Raw genomic sequence first — 16,163 nt, 5'->3', positions numbered from 1 at the left:
GAGCGAGCATCGGCGGCATGAGCGAATCGAGGATCGCGCTGGTGACCGGCGCGAACAAGGGAATCGGGTACGAGATCGCGGCCGGGCTCGGCGCCCTCGGGTACCGGGTGGGCGTGGGGGCGCGCGACGCGGCCCGGGGCGAGGCCGCCGTCGCGAAGCTGCGCGCCGCGGGGGTGGACGCGTTCGGGGTGCCGCTGGACGTGACCGTTGACCGGAGCGTCGGCGACGCCGTACGGCTGGTCGAAGGGCAGGCCGGGCACCTGGACGCCCTGGTCAACAACGCCGGGATCTCGGGAGAGACCGGACCGGGGTGGGTGCAGGACCCGACCACGCTCGACCTCGACACGGTCCGCGCGGTCGTGGAGACCAACGTCATCGGCGTCATCCGCGTGACCAACGCGATGCTGCCGCTGCTACGGCGCTCGACGTCGCCGCGCATCGTCAACGTCTCCAGCAGCGTCGGCTCCCTGACCTTGCAGGCGGACCCGGACATCGACGTCGGCCCGATCATGGCCGCCTACGCGCCGTCGAAGTCGTACCTCAACGCCGTCACCGTGCAGTACGCCCGGCACTTCGCCGGCACCGGCATCCTGGTCAACGCCACCTCCCCGGGCCTGGTCGCGACCGACTTCACCGGCTTCGCGGGCCCTCGCACCCCCGCGCAGGGCGCGGCCACGCCGATCCGGCTCGCCACCCTGCCCGACGGCGGACCGACCGGTTCCTTCTTCGAGGACGACGGCGTCATCCCCTGGTGACCGCCGCTCACCGCCGCTGACCGCCGGCCCGTATCGGGAAATGCCCGGGACGGGCCGGCGGTCGCGCGCCTAGGATCAGTGGCCATGGTTGATCTCTATCCTCCGACCGGTCCGTACGACCACGGCTTTCTCGACACCGGGGACGGCAACCGCTTCTACTACGAGCAGCTCGGCAACCCCGACGGCAAGCCCGCCCTCGTCGTCCACGGCGGCCCGGGGTCGGGCGCGATGCGGCGGCCGACCCGGGCCTGGGACCCGGAACGCTACCGCGTCATCCGCTTCGACCAGCGCAACTGCGGGCGCAGCACCCCGCACGCCAGCGACCCCGCGGCCGACATGAGCCTGAACACCACCCAGCACCTCATCGACGACATGGAGCGGCTGCGCGAACACCTCGGCATCGAGCGGTGGTTGCTGAACGGCGCCTCCTGGGGCGCGACCCTCGTCCTGGCCTACGCCCAGCAACATCCGCACCGGGTCACCGAGATGGTCGTCCCCGCGGTGACCACGACCCGCCACGCCGAGATCGACTGGCTCTACCGGGGAGCCGGCCGGTTCCGCCCCGAGGCGTGGGACCGGTTCCGCGACGGCGTCCCCGAGGACGAGCGCGACGGCGACCTGACGGCGGCCTACGCGCGGCTGATGGAGAACCCCGACCGGGCGGTGCGGGAGAAGGCCGCCGCCGGCTGGCTCGCCTGGGAGGACGCGATCGTCTCCGACGAGCCCAACGGCTTGCCCGGCATGTACAGCGACCGGGAGATCGACGCGCAGATCGCGTTCGTCCGTATCTGCGCCCACTTCTTCAGCCACGGCGCGTGGCTGGAGGAGGACCAGATCCTGCGCGACGCGCACAAGTTGGCCGGCATCCCGGCGGTGCTCGTGCACGGCCGGCACGACGCGGGCAGTCCGGTGCAGACGGCGTGGGAGCTGGCGAAGGTCTGGCCGGACGCGCGGCTGCACATCATCGAGGACTCCGGGCACGCCGGCAGCGACGCGTTGGGGGCGACGGTCCGCGCGGCCATCGAGGAGTTCAAGGACCGTTGATCCGAGGCCGCCGGTCCGCACGCCGTCGCGCCCGCCGCGCCCCGGGGTTCGGGGCGTGGCGGGCGCGGGCTGATCCTGGGGAGTGCCCCCGCGGACCGGCCGTCCGCCGATCAGTGCCGCCGTCGCGGCCTTCGGTGGGAGGGGTGGTGCGCGTGGGGTCCGGCGGCGGTCAGGTCGAGCAGCAGGACGGGCGGGTTCGCCGCGTTCTCACGGGAGTTGAGAATCACGGCCAGGCCCGCCTCCTGCTCGGCCAGGGCCAGTGACACCCGGCCGCCCGTGGCCGGCTTCACCTGGGCGGTCACCTCGAAACGCAGCGAGTCGGCGGTCGTCGTGGCGACGGCGGAGGACAGGACGTTGCCCAGGGCGGGCTTCGTGGCCCAGGTCAGGCCGGGCTCCGTCCAGGTCGTGTCGGCGACGCCGTAAGCGCTGACGGTCGTGGTGTCGCCGCCGCTGTCCGAGACGCGGCCGTAGGCGGCGAGGGTGGCGGAGCGGATCGGGCCGAGGACCGGCGAGGTGTCGAAGGTCAGGTACGACTGCCGCGTGAAGCCGCTGCCGGTCGCGTTCTTGACCACGAGCGTGCCGTCGCTCCCGTAGCCGGTCGTCGCGTAGGAGCCGTCCCGGACGTAGCCGTCGGCGACCGCGGTCAGGACCGCCGAGGTGACGGTGAAGGTGGCCTCCCGGGTGGCGCCGGCCGCGCCGGAGAGGTCGACGACGAGGGTCAGCCCCGGTGCCGACCGGGCGACGGTGACCGCGTCGTCGCCGCTCACCAGGGTTCCGCCCAGGGCGAGTTCGACCGTGACGGTGGAGGCCGTGCGGGAGGGGTCGGAGACTCCGACGAGCAGGTGACCGCCGGTCTGCCGGGTGAGGACGGAGCAGGGCGCGGAGACCGTGATGCCGCCGGCGGAGCCCGCGGCGAAGAAGTTCGCCGCGATCACGCCGCTCGCGCTGTCCCGGACCGCCTGGACGGAGGCGGTGTTGGACAGCACGGTGACCGTGGGCGCCGCGGCGCGCCTCGCCGTCGCCGCCGCGCCGGCGCCGGGCAGCAGGACGTAGGCGTACGAGGCCGAGGCCGGCGCGGTGCCGTGCGGCAGGCACAAGGAGACGTACTGGCGGGTCAGCGAATCGGGCGTGCCGGACACGGTGTTGATGTCGCTCCAGGCGCCGACGCGGGACGTGCGGGCCGCCTGCACGGTGGCGCCGCCCGGGAACAGGTAGCCGCCGACGTCCGCCAGATGGGCCCAGGACGTCACGGTGGGCGTGCTCGTCCAGCCGGCCGTGCTGGGCTGGGCGACGCCGTCCATCGTCAGGACGTTGGTGCCGTTCTCGTGCAGGTTACGGTTCTCCACGGTGGTGACCACCTCGGCGCCGCTTCCGCCGCTGATGCCGGCGCCGAGGCAGACGACGGAGTCGTCCAGGAAGAACCAGGACTTCTTGGCGGTCAGGGTGGAGCCGTACTGCTGGAAGTCCATCCCCGCGCAGCCGTACCCGCCCGCCGGGCTCGCTCCTCCGACCCAGGTGGCGGTGGGCCGGGTCCCGGTACCGGCCGCGTCGGCGAGGGTGAGGGTGTCGACGGTGGTGCCGGGCAGCCGGGTCGGGTCGACGGTCGGCCAGTAGGCGTCGGTGTAGTGGCTCGGGTCGGCGGCCAGGTAGAGGTAGCCCATGCCGTCGCCGGTGTGCCAGCCGTGCAGGTTCTCGCCGTTCATCGACTCGTACCGGGCCACCCGGGCCGAAGACATCGCGAGGGCGTGCGCCCAGCCGTCGCCGCGGTGCACGGCCCGGTCCATGGCGGGAAACTGGACGTGCCCGGGGAGTTCGGCGGCAGGGGCGAGGGAGGCGTCGTCGAGGACCGGCTGTGCCAGCGCGATGGCCGGGACGGTCGCGGTGTCGGCGAACGGCGCGTATGCCTCGCCTCGGGTGATCCAGCCCTTCGCCAGGCTCTTGAAGTGGTCGGCCTGCGCGGGGGTCGGGGCGGACGCGGCGGCTCGCAGGACGGACTGGATGACGAGGTTGCCGTCGGCAAAGTCCGTTTCGGCCGGGCGGCTGACGGCTCTGCCGCGGACGGCGTCCATGCACAGCCCGTTCCATATCCACGGCCGGAAGGCGCTGTCGACCGAGGTGTACACGTTCGCCGCCGACGGGTCGGTGATCGCCCAGCCGGAGCCGGTGAGGAGCTGGAAGAGGGCGGCGAGGTCGCGCAGCAGGACCATGCCGTAGGTGCCGGTGTAGGGGATGTAGCTGTGCTGGACGAACGAGCCGTCGGCGTACAGGCCGTCCCCGGAGGTGACGTACGGGAACACGTCGGAGAGGGCGGCGACCGCCGTGGTGAGGCGTTCGCCGCTGCCGCCGAGGATGCCGCGCACGGCGACGACCTGGCACAGGTCGACCCGGTTGGCCCCGGTGGAGGTCGACCGGGTGCTGCCGTACTTGTTGAACTTGGGGTCGGGGACGAAGTGGTCGACGGCGGCGAGGTGGTTCGCGAGCTGCGCCGGCGACAGCAGGGGGTACACCAGGATGGCCGCGCTGGTCAGGGCGGCGGGCACACCGATCTCCCACTCCCACCAGTTGCCGGACTCTTCGGTGTCGGCGTTGTACGCCTGCGTGTGGAGGAAGTCGAGACCGTCGACGATCGCCGCGCCGAGCGCGGGGTCGCCGTGCAGGGTGCGCCCGCTGCCGTCGGTGGCGGCGGTGCCGGGGGTGGCGTACGCGGTCGCCATGGTCGCCAACTGCTTGTGGCCGGCGGTGATGTTGGCCGGGACGGTGAGGGTCTGTCCCGGCCAGAGCGAGTTCGCGGAGGCGTCGGCGGACAGGGAGTTCCACAGGCCGGTGGCGGTGGTGGACAGGTCGGACAGGGCGGTGGCGTACGCGTCGTCGGTGGGGTCGATCGCGCCGCCGGTGAGGATCTCGGCCCACAGCGAGCGCAAGGTGGCGTACGCGTCGTCGGTTGTGGCGAACGTCGCCGTGGCGGACGCGGCCGTGGAAGACGCTGCGCCGGGGCCGAGTTGGAGCGCGCCGGTCAGACCGCCGAGCGCGACCGCGGCCGCGGTCAGGAAGCCGCGGCGGCTGACGGGTGGAGCGATGTTCTCGTGCATGGTGTTCCTCCGCTGTGTGAGGGGTGGCGAGGGACATGGCGAGGGACGCGCGGGACCGCCGCGCGCAGGGGGGAGCCGCGGGAGAACCACGGGGTGGGGAAGGTGGTCGGCGGCGGGCCGGCATCGGGGCTGCGCCGAGTAGCCGCCGCGGCGACCTCGGCGGCGGGCCGGCCCGCCGTGCGGGCTCAGCCGACGGGAGCCTGCGCGGGGGCCGTCCGGACGGCCCGGCCGCCGTCGGCGCAGGAGGCGTAGACGGCTTCGATGGTCTCGACGACCTGCCGGCCGTGGGCGGCCGGGACCGCGGGGGGCCGTTCCCCGCGGACCGCCGCGGCGAACGCGGCCAGTTGGTCGAGGAAGGCGGTGGGCACGTCGTCGGCGCGGTCCTCGGCCAGGAGCACCGGGCCGGTGCCGTCGTCGGGATGGAGCACCGCGCCGGTGCCGCGGGCCACCCGGATCGTGCCGCGTTCGCCGATGACGGTCAGTTCGTCGCGGGCGGGCAGCAGGGTGCTGGTGACGGTGATGTGGCCGACCACCCCGTCCCCGAGGTCGAGCCGGGCCAGGACGTCGGTCTCCACCGGCAGGTCTCCCCGGTGGGCGGCGCTCGCCGCCACCGCCACCGGGCGCCGGCCGGTGAGCCACAGCAGCCGGTCCACGCAGTGGGTGCCGATGTTGATGAACACGCCGCCGCCGGAGATCGCCGGGTCGAAGAACCACGACGGCCGGCTGCCGCGGCGGTAGTCGGTGCTGCGCCAGTCGTGGACGGCGAGCACGTCTCCGACGGTGCCCGCGTCGAGGGCGGCCTTGGCCGCGGCGACCGGGGGCAGGAAGTGCTGGATGTGCCCGACGAACAGCACGACACCGTTGTCCGCGCAGGCGGCTTCCATGACGGCGCAGTCCTCGGAGCGCGTGGCCATGGGCTTTTCGACCAGCACGTGCAGGCCGGCCGCCGCGCTGCCGGTGACGATGTCGGTGTGCAGGGCGTGCGGGGTGTTGACGACGACGGCGTCCACCGCGCCGGAGGCGATGAGGTCGCGGTGGTCGGTGAAGACCGCGGCGCCCAGCGGCCCGGCGACGCGGTGCGCGGTCTCGGCGAGGAGGTCGCAGACGGCCGTCACCCGTACGCCCGGGGTGGCGGTGGCGGCCTCGGCGTGCAGCACTCCCACGGCGCCGGCGCCGATCAGGCCGAGCCTTGTGTCGGTCACGTGGTGCTCTCCTCAGGTGTCATGGTCTCGGTGGTCGTGGTCACGGTGTCCTGCGCGGCTCCGCAGGACTGCCGGACGATGATGGTGGGGCGCAGCAGGACCCGGCTGCGGGGCAGCTCCGGGTCGTCGAGCCGGCGCAGCAGCGTGGCCGCCGCTGCCTTGCCGAGCTGTCGTTTGGGAGGCGCGACCGCGGTCAGCGGGATGTCGGCCATGTCGGCGATCTCGTCGTCGTAGGCGACCAGGGCGAGATCGCCGGGCACGGTGAGGCCGGCGCGGCGGGCGGCGCCGAGCAGCAGTGCGGCCTGCCGGTCGCCGAAGCAGACGGCGGCGGTCACCTCGGCGTCGCGCAACGCGGCGAGGCACCGGTCGGCTGCCGCCGGGCTCCACTCCTGGCGGGCGGCGCGGAACTCGACGGTGGCCAGGCCCCGTTCGCCGGCCGCCTGGTGGAAGCCCTCGGCCACCGGGCCGGAGGTGGGGCTGGGGTCGCGCAGGACGAGGCCGATCGCCCGGTGGCCGAGGCCGGCGAGGTGGCGGACGGCGTCGTAGGCGCCGGCTTCGTGATGGGTGCAGACGTACTCGTTGGTGCCCTCCAGGGCGGCGTCGCGCCGTTCGACCAGGACGGTCGGCACGGGCAGCGCCGCCAGCCGCGCGAGGTACTCCCGGGCCGGTTCGGGTCCGCCCAGGGTGGGGACGAGCAGCAGGCCGTCGACTCCGGCCTCCAGCATGTCCGCCACGTCCTTGGCCTCGCGTTGCTGGTCGTAGCCGGAGCAGGCGAACAGCAGCCGGGCGCCGGCGGCGGAGAGGGTCTCCTCGATGCCCCGCAGCACCTTCGGGTAGTAGAAGGCCGTGTCGGGGACGCTGACGCCGACCAGCGCCCGGCCGGGTCCCGGGGCGCTCGGCGGTACGACGAAGGTGCCCGAGCCCTGCCGCCGTACGACGAGCCCTTCGGCGACGAGCTCGTCCACGGCGCGGCGCACCGTGCTCACCGAGGTGCCGCTGCTGTGCGCGAGTTCCTTCTCGGTGGGCAGCCGGCCGTCGGGCGGCCAGACGCCCTGGCGTACGCGCTGCCGCAGTTCGGTGGCGAGTTGACGGAACTTCAGGTCGCGGGCTCCGGTCATGGTGGTCCTCAATCCCCCTGCGGTTCGGCTCACTTGACTGAGCCGACGGTCATTCCTTCGATGATCCGGCGGCCCAGCCATACGTAGCAGGCGAGCACGGGAAGGACGACCAGGGCCACGCCGGCGAACAGGCCGCCCCAGTCGGCACCGTTGTACTGCATCTGCTGGAGGAAGCCGAGCAGGGCCAGGGACAGGGTCTGGTGGTCGGTGGTCTGGACGAAGACGAGGGCGAAGACCGTCTCTCCCCAGTGCTGGATGATGTTGAGGATCAGCACGGTGATCAGCCCGCCGCGCGCCATCGGCAGCATGATCTGCCAGAAGGTGCGCAGCGGCGTGGCTCCGTCGAGTGCGGCCGCCTCCTCCAACTCCACCGGAAGAGTGCCGAAGAAGCCGGTGAGGAAGAACACGGCGAACGGCAGCGAGGTCGCCACGTACACCACGATCAGGCCGAACAGGCTGTTCACCAGCTGGAGTTGGTTCATGAACACGAACAGCGGCAGCATCACCATCTGGGCGGGGATGCCGAGTCCCAGGGCGAAGAACAGGGTGAGTCCGGAATTGAGCCGGGTGGTGATCCGGCTGAGGGCGTAGGCGGCGGGCGCGGCCAGCAGCACCGTGACCACCGCGGTGCCGCCCACGACGACGACCGTGTTGAGGGCGGCCTGCCCGAACTGCCCCTCGTTCCAGGCCCGGGCGTAGTTCCCCCAGTTCGGGGTGTGCGGGAACCGCCAGGGCGAGCTGAAGATCGCGTCGGAGGTCTTCAGGGACGACAGCAGCAGCCACAGTGCGACGAAGATGTTGAAGGCGGCGAACAGCCAGACCAGGGGTACGCCGAGCACCCGGCCGGCGGTGAGCCGGCGCAGCCGGCGGGCGATCGGGCCGGGTGAGCGGCCGGGACTGGCGACAGCCATCGGGGATGACCTCCGTGACGGGGGTGTGGAACGGTCGGGGCCGGGTGGTGTCCGGTGGAGCCGGCGGGTGTTGCGGTGCGGCCGGGTGGTGTCCGGTGGAGCCGGACCAGCGCTGCTCGGCACCGTTCGGTACCGGCCGGCGCTGCTCAGTACTGCACGGAGTCGCGGCGCATGAAGCGGCGGATCAGGACGACGAGCACCCCGACGAGGGCGAGCATGACCACGGCGCTCGCGGCGGCGGAGCCGTAGCGGGGCACGCCGCCGGACGCGAACGCCTCGCCGTAGGTGTACAGCGCGGTGTTCCACACACCGGTGTCGGGCATCTGCCCGGCGGCACCGGCGAAGGCGTAGATGAACTCGAAGACCTTCACCGCCGAGATGGTCCACAGCACCGCGCACATGCCGACCACGTCCCACATCAGCGGGAGGGTGACGTGCCGGAACTTCTGCAGGGTGTTGGCGCCGGCCAGATCGCAGTCCTCGTACAGCTCCGGCGGGATCTGGTCGACGGCGGCCATCAGGATGGTGGTGTAGAAGCCGGTGGAGGTCCACACCAGGCCGATCATGATGACCTTGAACAGGTTCCCCTGGCCGAGCCAGTTGGGCGAGGGCAGGCCGGTGGCCTTCGTGACGGAGTCGACGAGTCCGCCCTGCTGGAAGAGGAAGCCCCACAGGATCGCGATGACCACGCTGGGCACGATGTTGGGGAAGAAGAGGATGGAGCGGGCGGCCTTGCGGCCCTGCATCTCGCGCAGCACCATCGTCAGCCCGAAGGAGACCAGGAAGGTCAGCCCGCCCGCGCCGAAGATGATCCAGAGGGTGTTGGTGAAGGAGTGCCGGAACGTCGGGTCCTGGAAGAGCCGGCGGTAGTTGTCCAGGCCGGTGAAGCTCATCGGGCCCGCGCCGGCCCACTTGTTGAGGCTCAGCCAGAGGGTGAACAGCGACGGGCCGGCGAAGAAGACGACGTAGACCAGCGCGGCGGGCAGCAGCAGCGGCCAGAACAGCTTCTTGCGGCGGGCGGTGAGCGGGCTGTGCCGGGTCTCCCCCGGCCCCGGGGCGGCGGGCCGCCGCCGGGCGGTGGTGGACCGGCGCCGCGCGGAGGTGCTTCCGGCCGGCTCGGGGCGGAGCGTGTCGGCGGCCGTCACGAGGCCGTCTTCCAGTAGGAGGCGGAGTTCGAGGCCAGCTTGGAGGCGAAGGACGTCGCGGTGAGGTGGCCGGTGAGGAAGCTGGTGTTCAGCGGCAGGAACACCTTGGTGTACCACTCGGCGGCGGGCTCCTTCACTCCGTCCAGGGTCTTGACGGCGTTGCCCGCGGTGAGCGCCTTCTGCGCGTCGGCCAGCTCGGCGGGGGCGTCGATGTCGGCGCGGGGGGTGATGTTCTTGGCCTGCGTGGCGATGCCCTGGAGGTGCTCCTTGGCAAGGAAGTAGGCGATGAACTTCTGCGCGGCGGCGGCGTGCCTGGCCTTCTTCGGTATGGAGAAGCCGATGAGGGAGATGTCCTGGGAGGTGTCGCCGCCCTGGGCGAAGGCCGGGAAGGGGAAGGAGCGGTAGCGGAAGTCGGAGGAGGCGAAGGTCGACGTCTCGCTGGGCGCGAAGGTGCCCAGGAGCAGGAAGTCGGACTTGCCCTTGGCCCACTTCTGCTGCACGGCGGGCCACTTGGAGCCGTCGTACCCCTTGGTGAAGTCGTCCGCGGAGACGAGGTCCTCGACGTGGCGCAGCGCGTCCACGAAACCGTCCGCCTTCAGCAGCGCGCCGCTCTTGTCGGCGGCGGCCTTGCCGAAGGCGCCGGGGCCCAGGCCGCGCAGGACGGCGTAGTACGTCCAGTAGGCGGCGTAGTCGGGGACGTCGGCGTCGAGGGCGAGGGGGCCGCCGCCGCGCGCGGACTTGCGGGTGGCCAGCAGTTCGCTGAACTCCGCCCAGGTGGCGGGAGGCCGAGCGGCGACGTCGGGGAGGGCATGGCCGTCGTACCAGATCTGGGTGGTGATGATCTCGTAGGGGATCTGCCACAGGGTGCCGGCGGTGGTGCTGAGGCCGTGGTACTTGGCGGGGACGACGCTGCCGACGGTGTTGCCGCTCTCGCCGGGGATCGGCAGGTCCAGGACCGGTGTGAGGTCGAGGGCCTGGCCGGTGGCCTGGAGCTGGGCGTAGGCGAAGCGGTCGGCGGAGTCGACGAGGTCGGCGGGGACGTTCCCGGTGTTGAGCGTGGGCGCCAGTTGCTGGACGACCTGGCGGCCCTTCCACTGGACGCTCACCTTGATCCCGGTGTCCTTGGTGAACTGCGCGATCGCGGCCTGGAGCACCTTGGCCTGGGGTTCGTTCTGCTTCCACATCGACCAGTAGGTGAACGAGGACGCGCCGCCCCCGCCCGACGACGAGTTCGACCCGCAGGCGGCGGTCAGTCCGGCCGCCGCGGCGAGCGCCGCGCCGAGAACGGCACGGCGGGAGAGTGGACGGCCGGACTCTGCGGCGGCCGTGGACTGTCGGACAGCGGACATACCTGCACTCCTCGGGTGGCGGTGACCCTGGGTCGGGGAAGGCGTGGCCATATGATTGCCGCAAGTCATCGGACGGATCAAGCGGTCTTTGAGGGTATGAATTACGGATGACTCGGCGGATCACCGGAAATGTTGCAGCAATGTGTCGATCCGCCGAGTGAACCCCCGGGAAAGTCATCGGTGATTCATACCCTCAGAGCGATTGACTCGTCAGGACGTCGGCACCGAGCATGTGAGGCACCCGCGGGCCGGTTCCACCTCGCAGCCTCAGCCGCGGCCACACCCGCACCCACGTATCACGCATCACGCCCAGGGAGACCCATGGCAAGCCACGATCCGGACCGTCCCAACGTGCTGCTGATCCTCTCCGACGATCAGGGCCCCTGGGCCATGGGCTGCGCCGGCAACCACGAGATCCACACCCCGCGGCTGGACGCCCTGGCGGCGAGCGGCGTTCTGCTCGACCGCTTCTTCTGCACCTCGCCGGTCTGCTCACCGGCCCGCGCCTCCCTGTTCACCGGCCAACTGCCCTCCCAGCACGGCGTCCACGACTGGCTCTCCTACCACCACGCCGGCCGCACGGGCGTCGACTTCCTGGCCGGCCGGACCCTCTTCACCGACCTGCTCGCCGACGCCGGCTACCGGCTCGGCCTCAGCGGCAAATGGCACCTCGGCGCCAACGACAAGCCCCGCCCCGGCTTCGTCCACTGGTACGCCCACGAGAGCGGCGGCGGCCCGTACCGCGGGGCGCCGATGTACCGCGACGGGGTCCGCACCGAGGAGCCCGACTACCTCACCGACGCCCTCGCCGCGGACGCCGAACGGTTCCTCGTCGCCGAGGCGGAGCGCCCCGAGCCCTTCCACCTCTCGCTGCACTTCACCGCGCCGCACAAGCCCTGGAAGGGTCAACACCCCAGCCAGTACACCGAGTTGTACGAGGACTGCGCCTTCGAGACCTGCCCCCAGGGCCCGCCGCACCCCTGGCAGCCGCTCGACGAGGACGGCGCCCCGGTCGGCGGCGAGAGCGACACCCGGCAGGCGCTCATCGGCTACTTCGCGGCGACCACCGCGATGGACGCCGCCATCGGCCGGGTCCTGGACCGGCTCGACGCGCTCGGCCTCACCGGTTCGACGCTGGTGGTCTTCACCAGCGACAACGGCTTCAACGCCGGCCACCACGGCATCTGGGGGAAGGGCAACGGCACCTTCCCCCAGAACATGTACGACAGCTCGGTGCTGGTGCCCTTCATCGCGGCGCAGCCGGGCCGCATCCCCGGCGGGCGCGTCTGCGACGCCCTGCTGTCGCAGTACGACGTCCTGCCCACCCTCGTCGACCACCTCGGCCTGGACCACACCCCCGACCCCCAGCTGCCGGGCCGTTCCTTCGCCCGCCTGCTCGGTGACGCCGACCACGTCTCCGGCCATGACCGCGTGGTCGTCTACGACGAGTACGGTCCGGTCCGCATGATCCGCACCAGGGACCGGAAGTACGTGCACCGCTACCCGCACGGCCCGCACGAGTTGTACGACCTCACCGCCGACCCCGGCGAGGAGCACAACCTCGCCGACTCGCCCGAGCACGCGCAGACCCGCGCGGAGTTGGCGGCCCGCCTGGACGAGTGGTTCGCCCGCTACGTCGACCCCGCCCTCGACGGCGCCCGCCTCCCCGTGACCGGCAGCGGCCAGCGCACTCCGGTGACCCCGGGGTCGCTCGCGACCGCATTCGAGCCGCCGCCGGGCACCTGAACGCGGGCCGCCCCGGCGGGTCTTCCGGTCAGCCGCGACCGCCGGGCGAGTGACCGCCCGGCGCGTGGCCGCCCGGCACGGAGCCGTCCAGCACGTGGCGTTCGCGGCTCGCGAGCACTCCGGCCCCCAGTTGCAGGACGAGCAGGCCGACGAGCGCCATGAGCGGCATGCTCCACCCCCCGGTCGCGGAGTGCAGGGCGCCGAGGCCGATGGGGCCGAGGCCGGCCAGGAGGTAGCCGAGCCCCTGGGCCATCATCGAGACGTGGCCGGTGTGCCGGGCATCGGGCGAGCGCCGGACGATGTAGGTGAGGGCGAGGCTGAGGGAAGCCCCCTGGCCGAGCCCGAGCATGGTCATCCACAGGTACGCCGCCGGCAGGGGGGCCACGGCGAGCCCGCCGAAGGCGGCACCGGTCAGCACGGCGGCGACCGCGACCGGAAGCCACGTCGGACGTGCCCACCGGGCGATCGAGGGCGCCACGAGCGAGACGGCGATGGCGGGGAAGGCCGAGTACGACAGCATCCAGCCGGCCGCGTGCGCGTCCATGCCCGCGTCCTGGAACAGGGTGGGGACCCAGGTCAGGGCCGCGTAGTAGCTCATGCTCTGCAGACCCATGAGCGCGGTCACGGCGAGGGCGACCGGATCGCGGAGCAGGACGCGGACGGAGGGCTCGCCGGCGGCCGACGGGGCATCGGCGACGTCGCGGGTCCGGCGGTCGCGGACGGGGGCGTGCCGCAACTGCGGGACGAGGACGAGGAAGGCGAGCACGGCGGGGATCGCCCACAGCCCCAGCGTGGGGCGCCAACCGCCGCCGACCAGGGAGAGCAGCGGCACCGTGACGCCCGAGGCGAGGGCGGCGCCGGCGGACAGCGCGGTCGAGTACAGGCCCATCATCAGGCCGAGGCGGTGCGAGAAGTCCCGCTTGATCACGGCCGGCATGATCACGTTGGCGATCGCGATCGCCGCACCGATGACGACGGTGCCGGCGAAGAGCCCGGCGAGGCTGGGCTGGAGCCGCAGCGCGATACCGGCGGCCAGCGCGACCATCGTCGCTCCGAGCAGCCGGTGCAGGCCGAGGCGGCGGCTCAGCGCCGGGGTGACGAAGGCGAAGGCGCCGAAGGCGACGACGGGGATGGTGGTGAGGAGGCTGACGACGACCTCGGACAGGCCGAGGTCCGCCTTGATGTCCGACAGCACCGGGCTGACCGAGGCGACACCGATGCGCAGGTTGAACGCGGCCGTCAGCAGGCCCACGGCCGACAGGACGGCGCCGAGCCTGCCGCGGGCGCTGGTGCCGGGCCGGGTCCGGGGCGGCGGTTCTTGGAGGAGACGGGTCATCTGGGCTGTCCTTTCGGCCCCCGGTCGGCCGGGGCGTTCCTGGGCGTAGCCCGAGGTCGGCCGCCACGTGGGTGGCGCTGGGCTACGGCTCCAGTCCATCCGAGCGCCCCCGGGGCGACCAACTGATAACCTGACGAAAGATGCCCAAAACCCGCCACGCGCCGATGCCGCTCGACCAGGTCCTGCGCGAACACGTCCTCCTGCTCGGGCACGACGAGCGCACCCCCGAGCACACCCACACCCGCGGGCACCTGGTGTACCCCGCGACGGGCGTGCTCTCGCTCGTCACCTCGGTGGGTTCGTGGATCGCCCCGTCGAACCGGGTGGTGTGGATTCCCGCGGGCTTCGCGCACCAGCACCGCGCGCACGGCCAGACCGACATGCGGATCGTCTTCCTGGCGCCGAGCCTGGCCGCCCTGCTGCCGGCGCATCCCGCGGTGCTGGTCATGACGCCGCTGGCGCGTGAGGCCGCCCTGGCGCTGACCGGCTCCGAGCAGCGTTCCGCGGGGGCGCGCTCGCGGCTGCGCCGGGTCGTCATCGACGACGTCGCCACCGCGCCCGAACAACCGCTGCACCTTCCGGAGCCGCACGACGACCGGCTCCGCGCCGTCGTCGCCCTCGTGGAGGAGGGCATGTCGAGCCCTCTGACGCTCGGCGAGCTCGGGCACCGGGTCGGCGCCAGCGAACGCACGCTCAGCCGGCTCTTCCAGCAGGAGACCGGAATGAGCTTCCCCCAGTGGCGCACCCAGCTTCGCGTGCACCACGCGCTTCTGCTGCTCGCCGCCGACGTCTCGGTCATCCACACCGCCACCGCCTGCGGATGGGCGAACCCGAGCGCCTTCATCACCGCGTTCACCGCGCTCGTCGGGCAGACACCCGGCCAGTACCAGCGGGTGCTCCGGGACGACGCGAAGACGGTCCGGCAGGGCGGCGACCGCCGCTCCGGGCACGTGCGTTAGCGGCCGGTGCGGCGGCGTCCTGGGCAAGGCCGATCGCCCGGCGGCGCATTCACGGCGGAGCCGAACCGCGCGGGCTGCCGCGGATGGCGACGCCGGGGCCCGGGCGCGGGGCCGGTCTCGTAGGCTGGCCGGATTCGTCGGGACGAGGGGGGCAGGATGGACAGGAGAGCTCTGGGCACGGTCGTGGCCGCGGTGGTGGCCGCGCTGGCCGTGGGCGGCTGGCTGGTGCTGCGTGCGGGGAACCCGTATCACGAGCATGTCGGCGGCGCGCAGGGGGCGTTCCCGACGGCGCTGGGCAGTGGGGCGCCGGCCGCGCCGGACCGGGTGCTGCGGCGGACCTCGCAGTCGTACGGCGTCGACGGCGGGCTGTCCGTCGACGAGACGGACGACGGCATCGCCGCGCACGACCTGCGCACCGGCAAGGAGTACTGGCACTACGGCCGTTCCGGCACCGAGTTGGGCACGGTCGGCTTCACCGGCAGCGGTGACACCGTCGCCACCTGGTGGAAGGACGGGACGGTCGTCGGGACCGACGTCAGGACCGGGAAGCCGCGCTGGCACGCGAAGGCGGTCTACGGCGAGCCCGCCGGGTCCTCCGGCACGTTCGCCGCGCTCGATGTGGTGAGCGGGCTGGTGGTCGTGGAGAGCAGGGACGCGATCACGGCGTTCGCCGAGGACAGCGGGAAGAGGGTGTGGCGCGGCGCCGTCCCGAAGGGCTGCCGGCTCAGCTCGGGCGGGGTGTTCGCGATGCGCGGCGCGGTGGTGGCTCGGGCGGAGTGCGCCGGGACGGGCAAGGCCGACGACGAGCTGCCGCTGATCGCGTTCGACACCCGCGGCGGCACGGTCCGCTGGAAGGTGGACAGCGGGCTGAACCGGCTGCGACCGGTCGACGACCACACCCTGGTGACGTCGCTGTGGACCGGGGACGGGATCGGCGCGGTGGTGGACGTCTCGGGCCGCACGCCGCGGGTCACCACCTGGCCGGTCCCCGCGCTCCACCCCACGGAGGCGGCCGGCGACGGGATCATGCTGTGCGCCGACAACACCGCCGGGTCCTCCGACGGCACGCTGGTGGCCTACGACGTCGCCGACCGTACGAAGCACTGGACGCGCCGCCCGGCGAAGGACACCCGGCTCGGGCCGCCGCTGATCGAGGACGGCCGCGTGTACGTCGTCCAGCAGCCCCTGCTGCCGAGGAGCGGGACACCCGAGGCCGCGGCCTCGGACCTGCTGGTCCTCGACGCCCGGACCGGGCGGCAGCTCCACTCCACGCGGCTGCCTCCGGTCCGGCCCGCGTCGGGCGAGACCGGTGACACCTTCGCCGCGCTGACGCCCTGGCAGGCCGTCGACGGCGTGGTGGCCGTCCAGTGGACCGGGATGTTCGCCGGCACCAACGACGATCTGCTCGTTCTGGCGCAGTGACCCCACTGGGGGTGCGGATGCGGGGGCGCGTGCGGCGCCGGTCGTGGCGCGCTCCCGCGGCCGGGGGCCGGTTCGGCCGGTGGCCGC

General features: G+C 72.9%; 12 protein-coding genes. 5 read left to right on the top strand and 7 right to left on the bottom strand.

What is annotated here, in order from left to right; all coding sequences use genetic code 11:
- The first annotated feature begins 17 nt into the window (after positions 1-17).
- Both OG370_RS40920 and pip read left to right on the top strand, forming a co-directional pair.
- On the top strand, positions 18-755 hold the full coding sequence (locus OG370_RS40920; RefSeq protein WP_328473567.1) for an SDR family oxidoreductase: 738 nt from the start codon (positions 18-20) through the stop codon (positions 753-755).
- A gap of 84 nt (positions 756-839) precedes the next feature.
- Positions 840-1,799, top strand: a complete 960-nt coding sequence (pip, locus tag OG370_RS40915) for a prolyl aminopeptidase (RefSeq protein WP_328473565.1) — start codon at positions 840-842, stop codon at positions 1,797-1,799.
- A 110-nt stretch (positions 1,800-1,909) separates the two neighbouring features.
- Here the strand turns inward: pip and OG370_RS40910 are convergent, their stop codons facing one another.
- From OG370_RS40910 to OG370_RS40885, 6 genes are all read right to left on the bottom strand, one after another.
- Positions 1,910-4,888, bottom strand: coding sequence for a polysaccharide lyase family 8 super-sandwich domain-containing protein (locus tag OG370_RS40910; RefSeq protein WP_328473563.1), 2,979 nt, complete (start codon positions 4,886-4,888; stop codon positions 1,910-1,912).
- A 185-nt stretch (positions 4,889-5,073) separates the two neighbouring features.
- On the bottom strand, positions 5,074-6,090 hold the full coding sequence (locus OG370_RS40905) for a Gfo/Idh/MocA family protein (protein ID WP_328473561.1): 1,017 nt from the start codon (positions 6,088-6,090) through the stop codon (positions 5,074-5,076).
- Entirely contained in the window at positions 6,087-7,208 is a 1,122-nt protein-coding gene (locus tag OG370_RS40900) for a LacI family DNA-binding transcriptional regulator (RefSeq protein ID WP_328473559.1), read from the bottom strand. Before OG370_RS40900 ends, OG370_RS40905 begins: the two co-directional genes overlap by 4 nt.
- 29 nt (positions 7,209-7,237) lie before the next feature.
- Positions 7,238-8,119 carry a carbohydrate ABC transporter permease gene (locus tag OG370_RS40895; RefSeq protein WP_328473557.1) on the bottom strand — a complete coding sequence of 294 codons (882 nt, stop codon included), beginning with the start codon at positions 8,117-8,119 and terminating at the stop codon, positions 7,238-7,240.
- A 146-nt stretch (positions 8,120-8,265) separates the two neighbouring features.
- Positions 8,266-9,264, bottom strand: a complete 999-nt coding sequence (locus OG370_RS40890) for a carbohydrate ABC transporter permease (protein WP_328473555.1) — start codon at positions 9,262-9,264, stop codon at positions 8,266-8,268.
- Positions 9,261-10,613 carry an ABC transporter substrate-binding protein gene (locus OG370_RS40885; protein ID WP_328473553.1) on the bottom strand — a complete coding sequence of 451 codons (1,353 nt, stop codon included), beginning with the start codon at positions 10,611-10,613 and terminating at the stop codon, positions 9,261-9,263. Before OG370_RS40885 ends, OG370_RS40890 begins: the two co-directional genes overlap by 4 nt.
- A gap of 321 nt (positions 10,614-10,934) precedes the next feature.
- On the opposite strand from OG370_RS40885, the gene OG370_RS40880 reads away from it, so the two are divergent.
- The gene (locus tag OG370_RS40880) at positions 10,935-12,359 is read left to right on the top strand and encodes a sulfatase-like hydrolase/transferase (RefSeq protein ID WP_328473551.1); all 1,425 of its coding nucleotides are present in this window, start codon (positions 10,935-10,937) and stop codon (positions 12,357-12,359) included.
- A gap of 28 nt (positions 12,360-12,387) precedes the next feature.
- Here OG370_RS40880 and OG370_RS40875 read toward each other — a convergent pair whose 3' ends face one another.
- Positions 12,388-13,695 carry a CynX/NimT family MFS transporter gene (locus OG370_RS40875; RefSeq protein ID WP_328473549.1) on the bottom strand — a complete coding sequence of 436 codons (1,308 nt, stop codon included), beginning with the start codon at positions 13,693-13,695 and terminating at the stop codon, positions 12,388-12,390.
- A gap of 140 nt (positions 13,696-13,835) precedes the next feature.
- On the opposite strand from OG370_RS40875, the gene OG370_RS40870 reads away from it, so the two are divergent.
- Together OG370_RS40870 and OG370_RS40865 are read left to right on the top strand one after the other, a co-directional pair.
- Positions 13,836-14,654, top strand: coding sequence for an AraC family transcriptional regulator (locus OG370_RS40870; RefSeq protein WP_328473547.1), 819 nt, complete (start codon positions 13,836-13,838; stop codon positions 14,652-14,654).
- A gap of 156 nt (positions 14,655-14,810) precedes the next feature.
- On the top strand, positions 14,811-16,076 hold the full coding sequence (locus OG370_RS40865) for an outer membrane protein assembly factor BamB family protein (RefSeq protein WP_328473545.1): 1,266 nt from the start codon (positions 14,811-14,813) through the stop codon (positions 16,074-16,076).
- Positions 16,077-16,163 lie beyond the last annotated feature (87 nt).

This window comes from Streptomyces sp. NBC_00448 (assembly GCF_036014115.1).
Lineage (GTDB): Bacteria > Actinomycetota > Actinomycetes > Streptomycetales > Streptomycetaceae > Actinacidiphila.
Note: the sequence above shows the minus strand (reverse complement) of the source record. Positions and strands in the feature narration are given on the sequence as shown.

What these genes read in the sequence shown, in the direction of transcription:
- OG370_RS40870 (WP_328473547.1), top strand. Translation starts at nt 13,836, where the DNA reads ATGCCCAAAACCCGCCACGCGCCGATGCCGCTCGACCAGGTCCTGCGC.
- OG370_RS40880 (WP_328473551.1), top strand. Translation starts at nt 10,935, where the DNA reads ATGGCAAGCCACGATCCGGACCGTCCCAACGTGCTGCTGATCCTCTCC.
- OG370_RS40875 (WP_328473549.1), bottom strand. Translation starts at nt 13,695, where the DNA reads ATGACCCGTCTCCTCCAAGAACCGCCGCCCCGGACCCGGCCCGGCACC.
- OG370_RS40885 (WP_328473553.1), bottom strand. Translation starts at nt 10,613, where the DNA reads ATGTCCGCTGTCCGACAGTCCACGGCCGCCGCAGAGTCCGGCCGTCCA.
- OG370_RS40910 (WP_328473563.1), bottom strand. Translation starts at nt 4,888, where the DNA reads ATGCACGAGAACATCGCTCCACCCGTCAGCCGCCGCGGCTTCCTGACC.
- OG370_RS40895 (WP_328473557.1), bottom strand. Translation starts at nt 8,119, where the DNA reads ATGGCTGTCGCCAGTCCCGGCCGCTCACCCGGCCCGATCGCCCGCCGG.
- OG370_RS40900 (WP_328473559.1), bottom strand. Translation starts at nt 7,208, where the DNA reads ATGACCGGAGCCCGCGACCTGAAGTTCCGTCAACTCGCCACCGAACTG.
- OG370_RS40920 (WP_328473567.1), top strand. Translation starts at nt 18, where the DNA reads ATGAGCGAATCGAGGATCGCGCTGGTGACCGGCGCGAACAAGGGAATC.
- OG370_RS40865 (WP_328473545.1), top strand. Translation starts at nt 14,811, where the DNA reads ATGGACAGGAGAGCTCTGGGCACGGTCGTGGCCGCGGTGGTGGCCGCG.
- pip (WP_328473565.1), top strand. Translation starts at nt 840, where the DNA reads ATGGTTGATCTCTATCCTCCGACCGGTCCGTACGACCACGGCTTTCTC.